Origin of the sequence: Pseudomonas paraveronii (assembly GCF_963681955.1) — a bacterium.
GTDB classification, from domain to species: Bacteria; Pseudomonadota; Gammaproteobacteria; order Pseudomonadales; family Pseudomonadaceae; genus Aquipseudomonas; species Aquipseudomonas paraveronii.
This window is the reverse complement of the sequence record NZ_OY817130.1, coordinates 2,590,165-2,604,824: the sequence shown is the minus strand read 5'-3', so window position 1 is coordinate 2,604,824 and position 14,660 is coordinate 2,590,165. Positions and strand designations below refer to the sequence as shown.

General features: G+C 62.0%; 18 protein-coding genes and 2 pseudogenes. 12 read left to right on the top strand and 8 right to left on the bottom strand.

What is annotated here, in order from left to right:
* Positions 1 to 169: 169 nt before the first annotated feature.
* Positions 170 to 715, bottom strand: coding sequence for a putative natural product biosynthesis protein (locus tag U5A08_RS11885; RefSeq protein WP_321851663.1), 546 nt, complete (start codon positions 713 to 715; stop codon positions 170 to 172).
* Positions 716 to 777: 62 nt separating this feature from the next.
* Positions 778 to 1,161, bottom strand: coding sequence for a DUF2946 domain-containing protein (locus tag U5A08_RS11880; protein ID WP_321851662.1), 384 nt, complete (start codon positions 1,159 to 1,161; stop codon positions 778 to 780).
* A gap of 181 nt (positions 1,162 to 1,342) precedes the next feature.
* Here U5A08_RS11880 and U5A08_RS11875 point away from each other — a divergent pair, with 181 nt between their 5' ends.
* Together U5A08_RS11875 and U5A08_RS11870 are read left to right on the top strand one after the other, a co-directional pair.
* Positions 1,343 to 1,948 (top strand): SCO family protein, encoded by a 606-nt coding sequence (locus U5A08_RS11875; RefSeq protein WP_253395077.1) that lies wholly within the window; start codon positions 1,343 to 1,345, stop codon positions 1,946 to 1,948.
* A complete protein-coding gene (locus tag U5A08_RS11870) occupies positions 1,948 to 2,415 on the top strand; it encodes a copper chaperone PCu(A)C (protein ID WP_321851660.1) in 468 nt (155 codons plus the stop codon). The genes U5A08_RS11875 and U5A08_RS11870 overlap by 1 nt, the downstream gene beginning before the upstream one ends.
* A gap of 15 nt (positions 2,416 to 2,430) precedes the next feature.
* Here U5A08_RS11870 and U5A08_RS11865 read toward each other — a convergent pair whose 3' ends face one another.
* Both U5A08_RS11865 and U5A08_RS29900 read right to left on the bottom strand, forming a co-directional pair.
* Positions 2,431 to 2,760, bottom strand: coding sequence for a DHCW motif cupin fold protein (locus tag U5A08_RS11865; RefSeq protein WP_253395075.1), 330 nt, complete (start codon positions 2,758 to 2,760; stop codon positions 2,431 to 2,433).
* A 200-nt stretch (positions 2,761 to 2,960) separates the two neighbouring features.
* Positions 2,961 to 3,104 carry a hypothetical protein gene (locus U5A08_RS29900; RefSeq protein WP_373423809.1) on the bottom strand — a complete coding sequence of 48 codons (144 nt, stop codon included), beginning with the start codon at positions 3,102 to 3,104 and terminating at the stop codon, positions 2,961 to 2,963.
* 82 nt (positions 3,105 to 3,186) lie between these two features.
* Here U5A08_RS29900 and U5A08_RS11855 point away from each other — a divergent pair.
* Positions 3,187 to 3,354, top strand: a pseudogene (locus U5A08_RS11855) (LuxR C-terminal-related transcriptional regulator); the annotation flags it as partial.
* A gap of 81 nt (positions 3,355 to 3,435) precedes the next feature.
* Here U5A08_RS11855 and U5A08_RS11850 read toward each other — a convergent pair.
* From U5A08_RS11850 to U5A08_RS11840, 3 genes and pseudogenes are all read right to left on the bottom strand, one after another.
* Positions 3,436 to 3,708: pseudogene (locus tag U5A08_RS11850) on the bottom strand (aldehyde dehydrogenase family protein); the annotation flags it as partial.
* The gene (locus U5A08_RS11845) at positions 3,695 to 5,068 is read right to left on the bottom strand and encodes an aspartate aminotransferase family protein (RefSeq protein WP_253395074.1); all 1,374 of its coding nucleotides are present in this window, start codon (positions 5,066 to 5,068) and stop codon (positions 3,695 to 3,697) included. The pseudogene U5A08_RS11850 and the gene U5A08_RS11845, both read right to left, overlap by 14 nt.
* A 46-nt stretch (positions 5,069 to 5,114) precedes the next feature.
* Positions 5,115 to 5,912, bottom strand: coding sequence for a helix-turn-helix transcriptional regulator (locus U5A08_RS11840; protein WP_253400371.1), 798 nt, complete (start codon positions 5,910 to 5,912; stop codon positions 5,115 to 5,117).
* A gap of 194 nt (positions 5,913 to 6,106) precedes the next feature.
* On the opposite strand from U5A08_RS11840, the gene U5A08_RS11835 reads away from it, so the two are divergent.
* The 5 genes from U5A08_RS11835 to U5A08_RS11815 all read left to right on the top strand — a co-directional run bounded on the left by U5A08_RS11835 (position 6,107) and on the right by U5A08_RS11815 (position 10,225).
* Entirely contained in the window at positions 6,107 to 7,438 is a 1,332-nt protein-coding gene (locus U5A08_RS11835; RefSeq protein ID WP_373423808.1) for a flavin-containing monooxygenase, read from the top strand.
* Between the two features lie 22 nt (positions 7,439 to 7,460).
* Positions 7,461 to 7,871, top strand: coding sequence for a RidA family protein (locus U5A08_RS11830; RefSeq protein WP_253395072.1), 411 nt, complete (start codon positions 7,461 to 7,463; stop codon positions 7,869 to 7,871).
* A 10-nt stretch (positions 7,872 to 7,881) separates the two neighbouring features.
* Positions 7,882 to 8,559 (top strand): DUF1028 domain-containing protein, encoded by a 678-nt coding sequence (locus tag U5A08_RS11825; protein ID WP_321851657.1) that lies wholly within the window; start codon positions 7,882 to 7,884, stop codon positions 8,557 to 8,559.
* On the top strand, positions 8,556 to 9,698 hold the full coding sequence (gene argE / locus U5A08_RS11820) for an acetylornithine deacetylase (protein ID WP_321851656.1): 1,143 nt from the start codon (positions 8,556 to 8,558) through the stop codon (positions 9,696 to 9,698). The genes U5A08_RS11825 and argE overlap by 4 nt, the downstream gene beginning before the upstream one ends.
* A gap of 203 nt (positions 9,699 to 9,901) precedes the next feature.
* Positions 9,902 to 10,225 (top strand): hypothetical protein, encoded by a 324-nt coding sequence (locus U5A08_RS11815; RefSeq protein WP_253395069.1) that lies wholly within the window; start codon positions 9,902 to 9,904, stop codon positions 10,223 to 10,225.
* Between the two features lie 83 nt (positions 10,226 to 10,308).
* Here the strand turns inward: U5A08_RS11815 and U5A08_RS11810 are convergent, their stop codons facing one another.
* Positions 10,309 to 11,220, bottom strand: coding sequence for a LysR substrate-binding domain-containing protein (locus U5A08_RS11810; protein WP_247396955.1), 912 nt, complete (start codon positions 11,218 to 11,220; stop codon positions 10,309 to 10,311).
* A 216-nt stretch (positions 11,221 to 11,436) separates the two neighbouring features.
* Between U5A08_RS11810 and U5A08_RS11805 the strand changes: the two genes are divergently transcribed.
* The 4 genes from U5A08_RS11805 (at position 11,437) to U5A08_RS11790 (ending at position 14,577) form a co-directional block, all read left to right on the top strand.
* Positions 11,437 to 12,852, top strand: a complete 1,416-nt coding sequence (locus U5A08_RS11805; protein ID WP_321851653.1) for a purine-cytosine permease family protein — start codon at positions 11,437 to 11,439, stop codon at positions 12,850 to 12,852.
* Positions 12,853 to 13,111: 259 nt separating this feature from the next.
* Complete coding sequence (locus U5A08_RS11800) at positions 13,112 to 13,603, top strand: GNAT family N-acetyltransferase (RefSeq protein ID WP_253395065.1); 492 nt, start codon at positions 13,112 to 13,114, stop codon at positions 13,601 to 13,603.
* A gap of 322 nt (positions 13,604 to 13,925) precedes the next feature.
* On the top strand, positions 13,926 to 14,267 hold the full coding sequence (locus U5A08_RS11795) for a hypothetical protein (protein ID WP_253395063.1): 342 nt from the start codon (positions 13,926 to 13,928) through the stop codon (positions 14,265 to 14,267).
* Positions 14,268 to 14,439: 172 nt separating this feature from the next.
* Entirely contained in the window at positions 14,440 to 14,577 is a 138-nt protein-coding gene (locus U5A08_RS11790; RefSeq protein WP_253395062.1) for a hypothetical protein, read from the top strand.
* Positions 14,578 to 14,660: the final 83 nt, after the last annotated feature.

The following is a 14,660-nucleotide window of genomic DNA, read 5'->3' as shown; positions in this document are numbered from 1 at the left end:
TAGGTCGGGTGGTGCTGCCTTTAACGGGTGCGCGCACGGTATAGCGTTGGGCGGCCGGGAAATAGTCGCTAAAACCGTCATTCAGTTTTTCATTTTTTGTAACAATCCCACCAGCGCGGCGGCCTCGCCGGGGCTCGCAAGCCCCCACGGGCAGCCGCCTGTGGGCACCTCATGGCACCGGCAACCAACCGCTGAAGCCGTCCCGCCGGGTCAACGGGCACCAGGCGAAGTCCCATGCGGGGGCTGGCAATGCCCGATGTTCGACGAGCGCAAACGCGCGCCCCTTCCAATCGAAGACTTCCGCACCCTGCCAGGCCAGGACCACCCCCTGGGCCAGACTGTCATCGGTGTGCACCCACCGCGCCGCCGCCGCAGCCATGAACGCGTCGATCGGTTCATCGTCGATCTGCGCGCGGTATGGCGAGCCCAGCAGCCAGCGGCAGACGTTCAGGTGCCAGGTCCAGTCCTGCGCCGGCTGGTTGCGGTAGGCCCAGGTCATGAAGCTGCGAAACAGGTTCAAGCCTTCGGGTGGGTCGAGCTTGAGCAGTGCCGGGCAGATATCGAACAAGGTGTGCCAATAGGGCAACAGGCGTGCATCCAGATGCACGAAGCTGCGGGAATTGCTCGGGTATTGCGGCCCCGCCGGTTCCGCGCGCAGGCGACGGGACGCCTTGCTGACCAAGCGGCTGGCGCCGGTAGGCAATAGAGGGTTCATAAAACGCACTCACAGTCGTGACGATAAAACGCCTCCTGATCACAGGAAGCCCAAGGCACACGTCAGACTGCGGGGGATGCGCGGGGGTTGGCCGAAGGCCAGGAATAACGCGGCGGCGCCTTGTTGCGCCGGTCATGGGCTGGCCGTGGGGTCTGGCCAAGGCCCAGCAGCCAGGCCAGGCCGATCAGAAACACGATGGCCACGCTCACGGCGGCGCACACCGGGCAGGCAAAGTAGTTCGAGATATTGCCGGACGCCGGGCTGCTCAACCCTTTGTCGGAAAGTGGCGCCTGGCTGCCGTCCACCGAACAGAACGCACCACCGATCCCATTGAGTTGCTGGCCCAACATCTGGCCATGGCCCAAACCGCACACGAACAGGTTCAGCAGGACGCAGACGTACAGGGTCCAGGCGATCAGCGAACGGTCGAAGTGGCGCAATTTCATGGCGCCGACTCTAGCATCGAAGCCCCGAAGGGATGAAGCGCAGCGCGCCCCTGTGGCAGAACGTCGCAGATTACGCGCATCGGCCAGGGTTGGTAGACTTGGCGCCCTCCGCGTTTACTCCTTTTCAACGCCTGGCGTATAGATCCAGAGCAAGGCAGGCGCTTCACAGGATGCACAGTTGATGAGTACGTTATTCACCCGCCGCAACGTCCTGACCGGCATGGGCCTGTTGGGTCTGGGCCTGCTGGCCGGTTGTGACAACAGCCCCAAGTTGAATTTCAAGTACGGCAAGGACTTGAGCGACAAGATCATGGGCCGCACCTTCAAACTCAAGAATACCCAGGGTGAAACCGTCACCCTGAGTTCGTACCGTGGCCTGATGCCGGTGGTGTTTTTCGGTTTCACCCAGTGCCCGGCCGTGTGCCCGACCACCCTCGCCCGCGCCGCCCAGGCCAAGAAACTGATGGGCCGCGACGGCGAGATCATGCAGGTGATTTTTATCACCCTCGACCCCGAGCGCGACACGCCGGAGATTCTCGACAAGTACGTCAAAGCCTTCGACCCCAGCTTCGAAGCGCTGTACGGCACCCCGGAAGAAATCGCCGTGGCCGCCAAGGAATTCGGGATCTTTTATGAAAAGGTCCCCGCCGGCGACACCTACACCCTGTCCCACACCGCCACCAGTTTCGTGTTCGACACCCGCGGCAACCTGCGCCTGGGCCTGTCGGCATCCCTTACCGCTAAAGAGTGCGCAGAAGACCTGCTCACCGTCATGGAGGTCTGCTAATGACTGCCGTTCAACACCTCAAGCGCACCCTGATCGGCCTGTCCCTGCTGGGCCTTGCCGCGCACGCCAGCGCCCAGGTCCACGTCAGCGACGCATGGGTGCGCGCCACGGTGCCGGGCCAGCCATCCAGCGGCGCGTTCATGACCGTGACGGCCGACAGCGACAGCAAACTGCTGCGCGTCGCCTCGCCGGTGGCCAAGGACGTACAGATCCATGAAATGAGCATGAAGGACGACGTGATGCGCATGGGCCCGGTGGACTCAATCGCCCTGCCCGCAGGCACAGCGGTCAAGCTCGACCCGGACGGTTATCACGTGATGCTGATGGGCCTGACCGGGCAGATCAAGGAAGGCGACCAGGTGCCGCTGACCTTGACCGTGGAAAATGCCAAGGGCGAGCGGCAGACCGTCGAGGTCAAAGCGGCTGCCCGTGGGCTGGGTGCCATGGACCCTGGCAAGATGCATTGAGGGACACGGGCAGGCTCAATCCACAATGAACAGCTTGGCGCCAACCCGCGTCGATGAGCGATGCCCTTCCATATCATTACCCACCTGATAACTCATCCCGGCCGTCAGCGTGAACTGGCGGCCATCTTCGAGTTCCGTTTGCAACTCACCTTCAAGGCACAGCAGCACATGCCCACGCCAGCACCAGTGATCGGCCAGGTAGCCGGGGGTGTATTCGACCATGCGCACACGGGTAGTGCCAAAGTGGCAAGTGCGCCACCAGGCACTGCCCGTAACGCCGGGATGAAGCTCGGGCTCAAGGATGGACCAATCGGTGATGCCAAACGGGACAGCGGTGAGTTCCATGGTGGGCTCGCTCGTCAGTTAACGTGACTCGACCCTAGCCACTTGGAACGATGCGCGACAGACACAGATCGCCGGCTTTTGCGGGATACAGGCGACCGTACTGGTTATCCTGGCGCTCCAACGCCCCATTTTTTGCCAGCCCCTCCGTCATCGCGGCCTCACTGAAGCTCAACGGCACCTCCAGGGGCTTTCCGGTGCGCTCAGCTGAGTCGCTTGACCATCGGAATACACGCCAACTGCAACCCCGACGGCGAGTGATAAATCGCCTCATCGTGCCCCACATATAGGCGGATGTCGAACGCCGCCTGGGCGTCCGCTTGGTTGGCACGCTTGATCTCCAACATCCCTAGCTCCTTCCATGATCTCAACATGCCGTTATCCCACGTGTGCTATTCGACCCGCGCGATATTCCCCAGCCCTTCCAACACGTGCCAGCAAGAGGTGCTGCGCCTGAGCGCCCAGGACAAGACCCACTGGGACATCGCCAAGGCCCTGGATCTCTCGCCGTTTACCGTGCGCATTCATGTGTCGTCGCCGCTGCACAGTTTGAAACTGTCGTTGCATGCAGCGCCTGCGGTCAAGTATTCCGGAGAGTTACAGGCGTTTTCGTTGCTGGGGCGAGTGAAGGCAAGGCGGTCGTGCACTCATGCATGCACGACCGGACGACAGCCTGCATTAACGCAGCTGAAACCTGGTGGTTTTCAACTGCGTGTACTTGTCAAAGGCATGCAGCGACAGATCACGACCGAACCCCGATTGCTTGCCGCCACCGAAGGGCACCGCGACATCCAGCGCATCGACGGTATTGACCGAAACAGTCCCGGCATTCAGGGCGCGAGCCACACGGTGGGCGCGGTTGAGGTCATCACTCCATACCGACGCCGCCAGCCCATAGATGCTGTCATTGGCGCGCTGTATTGCCTCTGCTTCCGTATCAAAGGCACTGATGGGTGCGGTCTACGGCAATATGGGTCTTCTCGACCAACTCGTCCAACTCCGCGCGCGTGGCCACCAATGCCGGCGCCATGATCATTCGCCCGAGTGTCGAGCGGATGATCACGCCCTCTTCAAAGCCAAAGGTGCGGCACTGCCAGGCCAGGTCGTTTTCATTGTCGAAGCGTTTGCGCGTGGTCTTGTCCTCGGCAAACTGCAAGGCTGCCAGCAGTCCGGCACCCTGGATCTCGCCGATCATGGGGTGGTTGTCGAACACCTCGTGGAGGATGCTCTGCAAGTACGGCCCGGTGTCGTCCTTCACCTGGCGCACGATGCCTTCATCGCGCAGGGCCTTGAGGTTGGCCAGCGCCACCGCCGCCGCCACTGGGTGGCCGGAATAGGTCAGCCCGTGGGCAAACACGCCGCCGCGCTCCACCAGCGCTTCGGCCATGCGTTTGCTCAGCACCAGGCCACCCATCGGCATGTAGCCGGACGTCAGCCCTTTGGCGATGGACAAGGTGTCCGGCTCGAAGCCGAAGTGTTGATGGGCGAACCACTCGCCGGTACGGCCAAACCCCCCAATCACCTCATCGGCGCACAGCAGCACATCATATTGACGGCAGATGCGCTGGATCTCGGGCCAATAGCTTTGCGGCGGAAAAATCATGCCACCGGCGCCCTGGAACGGCTCCGCGATAAAGCCCGCGACGTTCTCAGCGCCCAGCTCAAGAATTTTCTCTTCCAACTGCCGGGCACAGCGATGGCCGAATTCAGCGGGGGTCAGCTCGCCTCCATGAGCGTACCAATAAGGCTCGTCAATGTGTGCGACGTCAGGAATCAGGCCGCCCATCTCGTGCATGAACTTCATGCCGCCCAGCGCAGAAGCCGCCAGGGTGGAGCCGTGATAGCCGTTCCAGCGCCCGATCATGATCTTTTTCTGCGGCTGGCCGACCACTTGCCAGTAGCGGCGCACGGTACGGATCAACACCTCGTTGGCCTCGGAGCCGGAGTTGGTATAGATCACGTGACTGTAGTGGCTCGGCAACAGGCTGAAGAGCAGCTCCGACAGCTCGATCACCGCCGGGTGGGTAGTGTGAAAGAACATGTTGTAGTAGGCCAACTGGTCCATCTGCGCCGCGGCGGCAGCGGTCAAGTCCTTGCGGCCGTAACCCAGCTGGGTACACCACAAGCCGGACATGCCGTCCAGGTAGCGCGTGCCTTCGCTGTCCCACAGGTACAGCCCCTCACCACGCACCATCACACGCGGGCCTTCGGCATTCAGCGCCTTTTGGTCCACAAACCCATGGATATGGTGGGCTGCATCGGCCTTCTGATAGTCCTTGGTCAGACGGTTCGGTTGAGCGGGTAGATTCATGGCTTTTCTCTCTTGTTAGTGATGATGCAAGGAGGAGCAACGCCGCTCAGCGGTTCTTGCTCATGTAGCTTTCAAGGGGGTCTTTGCTCAGCACGCCCTGGGCTTCGGCCAACGAGTCGATAAACAAGGCAAACAGTTCCGACTGTGCGCAGATGTCGAGCTTGGTGTAGATGTGTTTGCGGTGGGACTTGATCGTATCCTCCGAGACTTCAAGGCGCTCGGCCAGCGAGCGGGTGGAATGCCCGCGCAGGATCAGTTGAGCGATGCGGCATTCACGCTCGGTCAATATCGATGAGCCGAAGTTGTTGAGCGCCGCGTGAATACGCTGTTCCAACACGTTTTCGAAGCGGGCACCGTGGGCATCCAGGCCAACGAATTGCTTACCCAATACCGCCAGCACCCAGGGCGCAATACGCTTGAACTGCTGGGTAGTGGCGGCGTCGAGTTTTTGCGTAAAGGCCAGTGAAACCGCCAGGCTCGACCCGTTGCTCGACTGCAGGATGTAGTTGAGTTCATCCTCCAGGTGCGAGTGGCGGTAGAACGACTGGAAGTACTCGCTGAGCTCAAAGTGATCGGGGGCGACGTCGGCGAGGTCGTAACAGCCTGAGCGGACGCCTTCCACGCACGCGCCATAAAAGGGGTCGAGCAAATAGAAGCCGGACAAGTACTGGCGCACATTACCTTGTGGCAACCACGGCCCTTCCAACTCGAACAGCGCGCTGGGCATGCCGCCGCGCGGGTAAAAATACAGCGTCGTGGCCTGAATCGGCTGGATATAACCGAGGGCCTCGAACAAGGTGGCGGCGAAGCCCGCTTGCCCGAGGCTCTCGGTCACCCGGGCCATCTGTTCGAACCATTGCACTGAAGAAAGCCGGTCGTTTTCCACTTCAAAGACTCGCTCAAAGAACTGCAGGAATGGTCACACACCTACCCCGTCATCGAAATCACCCGATAGGGTGAGGTTGCATCCGATATTTATGCTCACTTCCCAGCTTAATAATATTTTATTAAAAACCGCCCGCCCCCTACCTTGAAGTCATGCCCAAGCTGAATCCAACTGCATTACGCAAGGACAGACACATGACGCAAGCAATCACACAAACAGACACCCTGGTGGTGGGCGCCGGCCAAGCTGGCGTGGCCATGAGCGAGCATTTGAGCAAGCAAGGCGTGCCGCACCTGGTGCTGGAACGCAGCCGGATCGCCGAGCGCTGGCGCACCGCGCGCTGGGACTCGTTGGTGGCCAACGGGCCGGCCTGGCATGACCGTTTTCCCGGCCTGGCGTTCGAAGGTGTGGCCCCCGATGCGTTCGCGCCGAAAGAGCGCGTGGCGGATTACTTCGAAGCCTATGCACGCCAGTTCAATGCACCGATCCGCACTGGCGTGGAGGTGACCTCTGTAGTGCGCAATGAGGGTCGCCCAGGCTTTACCGTACACACCAGCGACGGCGTGATCGAAGCCAACCGCGTGGTGGCGGCGACCGGGCCGTTCCAGACGCCGGTAATTCCGGCGATTGCGCCTAAAGACACCGCGCTGCATCAGATTCACTCCGCCGACTACCGCAACCCGGCGCAGTTGCCGACCGGCGCCGTGCTGGTGGTGGGGGCAGGCTCCTCCGGCGTGCAGATCGCCGATGAGCTGCAACGCTCCGGTCGCCAGGTGTACCTGTCGGTCGGCGCCCACGACCGCCCGCCTCGCGCCTATCGCCAGCGCGATTTCTGCTGGTGGCTCGGTGTGCTGGGCGAATGGGACCAGGCGGCGATGAAACCTGGCCGCGAACACGTGACCATTGCCGTCAGCGGCGCCCACGGCGGCAAGACCATCGACTTCCGTGAACTGGCCCTGCAAGGCATCACCCTGGTCGGGCTCACCCAGTCGTTCAACGGCAGCGTGGCGACCTTCCAAGCCAACCTGGTGGAAAACCTGGCACGCGGCGACGAGAACTACCTGGCCCTGCTGGACGCGGCGGATGCGTATATCGAGCGCAACGGCCTCGACCTGCCCGTGGAGCCCGAAGCCCGGCGCGTCTTCGCCGATGCCGAGTGCGTGAAACAGCCGATCCTGGAACTGGACCTGGCCCGGGCCGGCATCACCTCGATCATCTGGGCCACCGGTTTTGCCGTGGATTACAGCTGGTTGAAGGTCGATGCGTTCGATGCCGCCGGCAAGCCGCAGCACCAGCGCGGCGTGTCCAGCGAAGCCGGCATCTACTTCCTCGGCTTGCCCTGGCAGTCGCGCCGTGGCTCGTCGTTTATCTGGGGCGTGTGGCACGACGCCAAGTACCTGGCCGACCACATCGCCACCCAGCGTCAGTACCTCGAGTATCGCGTCGCGGCCCCGGTCGTTCGCCCGTCCCCTGTCAGCGCCTGATCATTTTCCCCGGAGTTTTTTGATGCCTACCCACACGCGTATCCGCATGTTCAACACCCAGCAAACCTACCCCAACCAGAGCCTGGACAACGACCTGTGCCAGGCCGTGCGCGCCGGCAACACCGTGTATGTACGCGGCCAGGTCGGCAGCGATTTCGACGGTAACCTGGTGGGCCTCGGCGACCCGCGTGCCCAGGCCGAGCAGGCCATGCGCAACGTCAAGCAACTGCTGGAAGAAGCCGGCAGCGACCTCAGCCATATCGTCAAGACCACCACCTACCTGATCGACCCGCGCTACCGCGAGCCGGTGTACCAGGAAGTCGGCAAATGGCTTAAAGGCGTGTTTCCGATTTCCACCGGGCTGGTGGTATCGGCCCTCGGCCAGCCGCAGTGGCTGATGGAAATCGATGTGATCGCCGTGATTCCCGAGTAAGGAGCCGCACATGACCTTTTCAATCGTCGGCCGTTGCGCCGACACCGGCCAACTGGGCATTGCCATCAGCTCTTCGAGCATCGCCGTGGGCGCACGCTGCCCCTGGCTGCGGCCCGGTGTCGGGGCAGTCGCGACCCAGAACATCACGCTGCCGGCACTCGGCCCGGACGTGCTCGACCTGCTGCAACAAGGCCTGGCCCCCGCCGCTGCAATCGACCAGGCGTTGACCCGCAACGGCTACAGCCAATACCGCCAACTGACTGCGATCGATCACCTGGGCCGCAGCGTGCATTTCAGCGGCAGCCAAACCCTCGGCAAGCACCACGCCGTGTCGGGCGAACAGTGCGTCGCGGCCGGCAATATGCTCGCCGACCGTGCGGTGATCGAGGCGATGGTCCAGGCCTTCGAGCAAGGCGAAGGCCAACTGGCCGATCGACTCTTGGCCGCACTGCATGCTGCCATCGCCGCCGGTGGCGAAGCCGGCCCGGTGCATTCGGCCGCGTTGCAGGTGGTGGGCGAGCTGACCTGGCCGATCATCGACCTGCGGGTGGATTGGGCCGACACCAACCCGATGGGCCAACTGCACACGCTGTGGGACGCCTATCGCCCACAGGTGCAAGCCTACATCGACCGCGCCCTGGCGCCGGACCGCGCGCCCGGCTATGGCGTCGCCGGGGACGAACGATGAGCCGCAGCCGCGCGTTGTTGCAGACGCTGGTGGGGTTCGATACCACCAGCCGCGAATCCAACCTGCGGTTGATCGCCTTTGTGCGCGATTACCTGGCGAGTCACGGCGTGGCCAGCGAACTGATCTACAACGAGGCCCGCACCAAGGCCAACCTGTTTGCCAGCATCGGCCCGGTGGAGCTGCCCGGTATTGTGCTGTCCGGGCATACCGACGTGGTGCCGGTGGAGGGTCAGCCGTGGAGCGTGCCGCCGTTTGAATTGACCGAGCATGACGGCAAGCTGTTTGGCCGGGGCACTGCGGACATGAAGGGCTACATCGCCTGTGTGCTGGCCCTGGTGCCGGCGCTGGTCGCGGCCACTTTGCGGCGGCCGGTGCATATCGCCCTTTCCTACGACGAGGAAGTCGGTTGCCTGGGCGTGCGTTCGTTACTCAGCGTGCTGGCGCAGCGGCCGGTGAAGCCGATGCTGTGCATCATCGGCGAGCCGACCGAACTCAAACCGGTGCTCGGCCACAAAGGCAAACTGGCGATGCGCTGCGATGTGCATGGCGCGGCCTGCCATTCGGCGTATGCGCCCCATGGCGTGAATGCGATCGAGCATGCCGCCGAATTGATCGGCGAGCTGGGACGCATCGGACAGCGCCTGCAAGACCAGCAGGATGCGCGGTTTGATCCGCCGTTCAGCACGGTGCAGACCGGGGTGATTGGCGGGGGCAAGGCGCTGAACATCGTGCCCGCCGATTGCCAGTTTGATTTTGAGATCCGCGCGCTGCCGGGCCAGGCCCCGCAAGCAGTGGCTGATGAGTTGCGCGCCTACGCCGAGCAACAGGTATTGCCGCGCATGCAGGCGGTGAGCGCGCAGAGTGCGATTCGCTTTACTGAGTTGTCGGCGTATCCGGGGCTGATGACTGATCAGCAGAGCGAGGCTGCCGAGTTGATCGCGGTATTTTGCGGCTCGCGAGCGTTCGGCACGGTAGCGTTCGGCACCGAGGGCGGCTTGTTCGACGCGGTGGGCATTCCCACCGTGGTATGCGGGCCTGGCAGCATGGACCAGGGGCATAAGCCGGACGAGTTTGTGAGCGTGGCGCAGTTGGCGCAGTGTGATCAGATGTTGCAAAGACTGCTGAACTCGCTGCGTTGACCGCCCCTCTGCGGTGCGGACGACATAACCTGCATCAATCGCCGCCCGCAGCTGACGGAACCGTATTTGAAGGCTGCCCACATAGGGAAACGGCTAATAGCCGTTTTCACTTCAACAGCCTTTGAGTATTGACCATGATAGGAATTCCACCGCACTCGCCGTCGAACAGCCCGCTCAACGCTGCGCCACCCGAAGAGTTGCGTATGCGCCCCCAAGCAGGTGCGCCTGACCGGGAAACCATACGCATGGGCGTAAGAGAAGAGGACGCATACCGCACGCTGGATACCTTTTTTGACGTGGCAGAAGCTAACGGCATCAACGATCTGAACCCGCACCACGGCAAGCCCTACTTCGATAACAACTTGAACCCGCCGGGCAACGTGGTGCCGCTGTCCGTGCACTTCCGCCCGGACCGTCCGGATGACACCTACAGCCCGGAGCACTTGAAGGCGGTCAACAACTTCGGCACGCAACTCGACGCACGGCTGAAGCAACTGAACATCCAAAACGTCGGACCCAGCGAGTAATCCCATCGCTGATCAGGGTTAACGCCTGCGTGACTCAGTACAGCCAGGCCGATGCGTTGTCGGCCCTGGCTTGAGCGCGCCGATCAGGCGAGCAAACGCGCCAGCTCCTCGCGGCAGTAATCGACGAACAACTGCACCGGCTTGGTCAGTGGTGCGCGGCGCAACCACACGGCGGACAAGCCCGAACCGGTGACGGTTTCCGCCAGCGGCAGGCACACGACTTTCTGGCCGTCATAGGTGTACTCGGTAAACGGCCTGGTCACCAGGATCGAAAAGCCAAACCCGCGCCCCACCATGCCCCGTACCATCTCGATCGACGGCGAGCTGAACACGATGTTCGGCGTCAACCCACGCTCTTCAAAGATGCTCACGAAGTACGTGCGGCTCGGCAGTACATCCAGCAGGATCATCGGCTCCAGCACCAGGTCCGCCAGCGACACCTTGGCCTGCTGCGCAAAGCGATGATCAGCCGGCAGCAACGCATATGGCTGCTGCGGCGGCATCAACGGCGTGGTCTCGATGGTGGCGCCCAGGTCATGCTCGAACAGCATCGCCACGTCGATACTGCCGGCGGTCAGCGCTTGCACCAACTCTTGTTGCTCGCCATCGCGAATGCGGATTTCCACCCCTGGCCAGCGCGCCTTGAAACCGGCGATCAAGCGCGGCAGGTACAACGGTGCGACGGTCTCAAAGCAGCCGATATCGATCTGCCCCGCCACCACGTCATTGTCGGCCAGGGCGTTCTGTTCGAACTCGTGGGCCACCCGCAGCAGCTCCAGCGCCTTGCGATAAAACCGTGCGCCGCTGGGGGTGAGCGACACGCCCTGGGCGTGATGGCGGATGAATAGCTGCACGCCAAAGCTGTCTTCCAACTGCTTGATCGCGGTGGACACCGACGGTTGCGCGATATACAGCTTGCGCGACGCCTCGGCGACGCTGCCGCACTCGGCCGTGGTGACGAAATATCTGAGCTGGCGCAGGTTATAGGCAGCCATCGGGCCCTCCGCAAATGTGGGACTTCGCCCCAAAACACAAGCAGGCAACATACCGGAGCGCATGGCCACGCGAGATACTTTTTTTAAGGTCTATAGCAACAAACTTACTAATTTACCTTCCCGCACCCATTGCAGATGATCACTCCAACAACAAAGCGCCGCTGAGCGGCGCACAGCGAAGTACGTCAACGTACTCACCTTGCCTTGGAGCTCGTCATGGTTACCACTGCAACATCATCCGCCCCGCTTATCGAAAAACACACGATTGGATACGTGCCCCCACAAGATCGCCACGGAAAGGTAAGAGACCTGTTCACCCTGTGGTTCGGCGGCAACATCGCGCCGTTGCCGATCGTCACGGGTGCGCTGGGCGTGCAACTGTTCCACCTCAACCTGATCTGGGGCATCGTCGCCATCCTCGTCGGCCACCTGGTCGGCGGCGTGCTGATGGCACTGCACTCGGCCCAGGGCCCGCAAATGGGCATCCCGCAAATGATCCAGAGCCGCGCACAATTCGGCTCCCTCGGCGCGTTGCTGGTGGTGGTGATCGCCGGGGTCATGTACATCGGTTTCTTCGCCTCCAACATCGTACTCGCCGGTAAATCCCTGCACGGCGTGGTCGACAGCGTGCCGGTGCCGGTGGGCATCGTGATCGGCGCCATCGGCTCCGGGATCATCGGCATCATCGGCTATCGCTTCATCCATGTGCTCAACCGCATCGGCACCTGGGTGCTGGGCGCGGGGATCGTGCTCGGCTTCGGCTACATCTTCACGCATGTGCAGACCACGGACTTTCTGACCCGCGGCAGCTTCAACCTCTCCGGTTGGCTGGCCACCGTGTCCCTGGCCGCACTGTGGCAGATCGCGTTCGCGCCCTACGTCTCCGACTACTCGCGCTACCTGCCGGCCGACGTACCCGTCGCCGCCACCTTCTGGACCACCTACCTGGGCTCGGCCCTGGGTTCGAGCCTGTCATTCATCTTCGGCGCCGTCGCCGTGCTCGCCACCCCGGTAGGCATGGACACCATGGACGCGGTCAAACTCGCCACCGGCACCATCGGCCCGCTGATGCTGGTGCTGTTTTTGCTCAGCGTGATCAGCCATAACGCGCTCAACCTGTACGGTGCGGTGCTGTCGATCATCACCCTGGTGCAGACCTTCGCCTACCGCTGGATCCCCACCGCGAAAAGCCGCGCCGTGATCTCGATCATCGTGCTCGCGGCCTGCTCGGTTGCCGCCGTATTCGCCTCGAAAGACTTTATCGGCCACTTCGTCGACATGGTCCTGGTGCTGCTGGTGGTCCTGGTGCCATGGACGGCGATCAACCTGATCGACTTCTACGCGATCCATAAGGGCAAGTACGACATCGCGTCGATCTTCCGCGTGGACGGCGGGATTTACGGACGCTACAACCCCCAGGCGCTGCTGGCGTATGCGGTGGGGATTGCGGTGCAGATTCCGTTCATGAACACGCCGCTGTACGTGGGGCCGATTTCGGAGCACATCAACGGCGCGGATTTGTCGTGGGTGGTGGGGTTGGTGGTGACGTCGCCGTTGTATTTCTGGTTGGCGAGTCGGGACAGTGCGTATAAGCGGCGGATGGATGCGGGGACGTTGGTGGGTGGGGTTTGATTCAGGCGGCCTTATAGCCGACCTGATACTGAAATCCGAACTCGGTCAAAAATGTGGGAGGGGGCTTGCCCCTCCCACATTTCTGACCGAGTTCGGCTTTTGCTCTGGCCAAGCCACAAGAGAACTGCATTGCCCGCAAAAAATCCCGCTTGCCGAAGCTCACCCTGTGGGAGCCATCCAACCCCAGCGAGGCCACGATGGCGACGCTATTGACACCCCGCTATGATGTGGCCCTTCGCTTAACACCCCAGGAAACCGCATGCCCGCCCTCACCTTCCGCAACGCCCTCCCCAGCGACGCCGCCCGTTGCTTTGACATCGAAATCAGCGCCTACGAAGGCGACGAAGCCGCAACCCTGGAAAAGATCGCCACGCGCATTGCGTTGTACCCGCAAGGCTTTTTGATCCTGGAGGCAGATGGCGAGGTGGTGGGCTTCATCAACAGCGGCTGCGCCCACAAGGTGGTGATGTCAGATGAGGCGTTCAAGGAGTTGGTCGGGCATTCGGCCGAGGCACCGAATGCGGTGATCATGTCGGTGGTGGTCGCTCCGGCGCACCAGGGCAAGGGTTATTCCACCGCGTTGATGCGCGAGTTCGTGCAGCGCATGCGCGCGATGGGCAAGCAAACCCTTCACTTGATGTGCAAAGACCGCCATGTCGAGTTGTACACACGCATGGGCTACCGCTATGTGCAACCGTCGGCGTCGGATCATGGCGGGATGGCGTGGCATGAGATGGTGATGGACCTTTAGGTCGGCGCCGCGTGGGGCGCATTTATGTGTCAAAACATCTAACCGTCAGCGAACGCCCAGTCGGCAAATGTATTTCAACCCGAAAAACCCCTATCTGCATGCCCAACATCTGACGCTACTCCTGACGCGGCGCAGTCTGACCCAGACACGCCCTACAGCCACGTCGCGCATTCTGTGGATGCGTCCAGCGCCGGTTTTAACCAGTTACATCCGCCCGAATTCACCTTATTGAGCGCCCCTTCATGACTCGGTAGCCTGCCGATGCGATCAACCAGACCGGGGTCTGGCGGATCTTTTCATTCCCCATCTACGAGGTGTACTCATGTCTTCCATCGGCGGTTCCAACCTATACCCCGCGCTTTACCCGGCGTCAGACGCAAGCAGGTTCAATAACGACAATTCAAGCCACAACTCACAGGGTCCAACGAAAGGGAATGACATCCTGATAGCCAAACCGGGCGGCTACGATAACGACGCTCCACGCCATAACCCGCTGGATAGCACGGCCGGGGACGATGCCGAGGTCTTCGATCCGAATACCCAAAGCTGGCAACCCACCCAGGCAGCCGGCAACGGCCAATACGCCCCGCTTGGCGATCCTTACCGCGAGGCCATCGATTTCGAGATCAAGCCCGATAACATGGGCGGCTGGCAGCGGGCGTAAGGCAACTGGCGGGCTGGGGCGGTTTCATCCTCCCCAGTTCCGCCCCGCCAGCACGCCATAGGGCTGTCGCGCGGTGCTACCCTCGGCGTCGGATCACAGCGGGATGGCGTGGCACGCAAGGCTCAGTAACGATCAGCGCCGCTCATTTTAAGTCCGGGGAAGGAACTGCAACGTGATCATCGCAAGACCGCTCACCTTTCAACAGGCGTTGAAAAAGAACCTCAAACGGGTGCTGACCTTCTGGGCGCCGCTCAGCGTTATTTTTACCGGACCGGGCGCCCTGCTGGGGTTTTATACGTTGTCGAGCTAGGCGACTGCTATAGGTCGTCTCGACGTGATGGCCGCCGCACTCGAGGCCAAAGGAACAATCGGCCTACTGCGTGCTCACCCAAA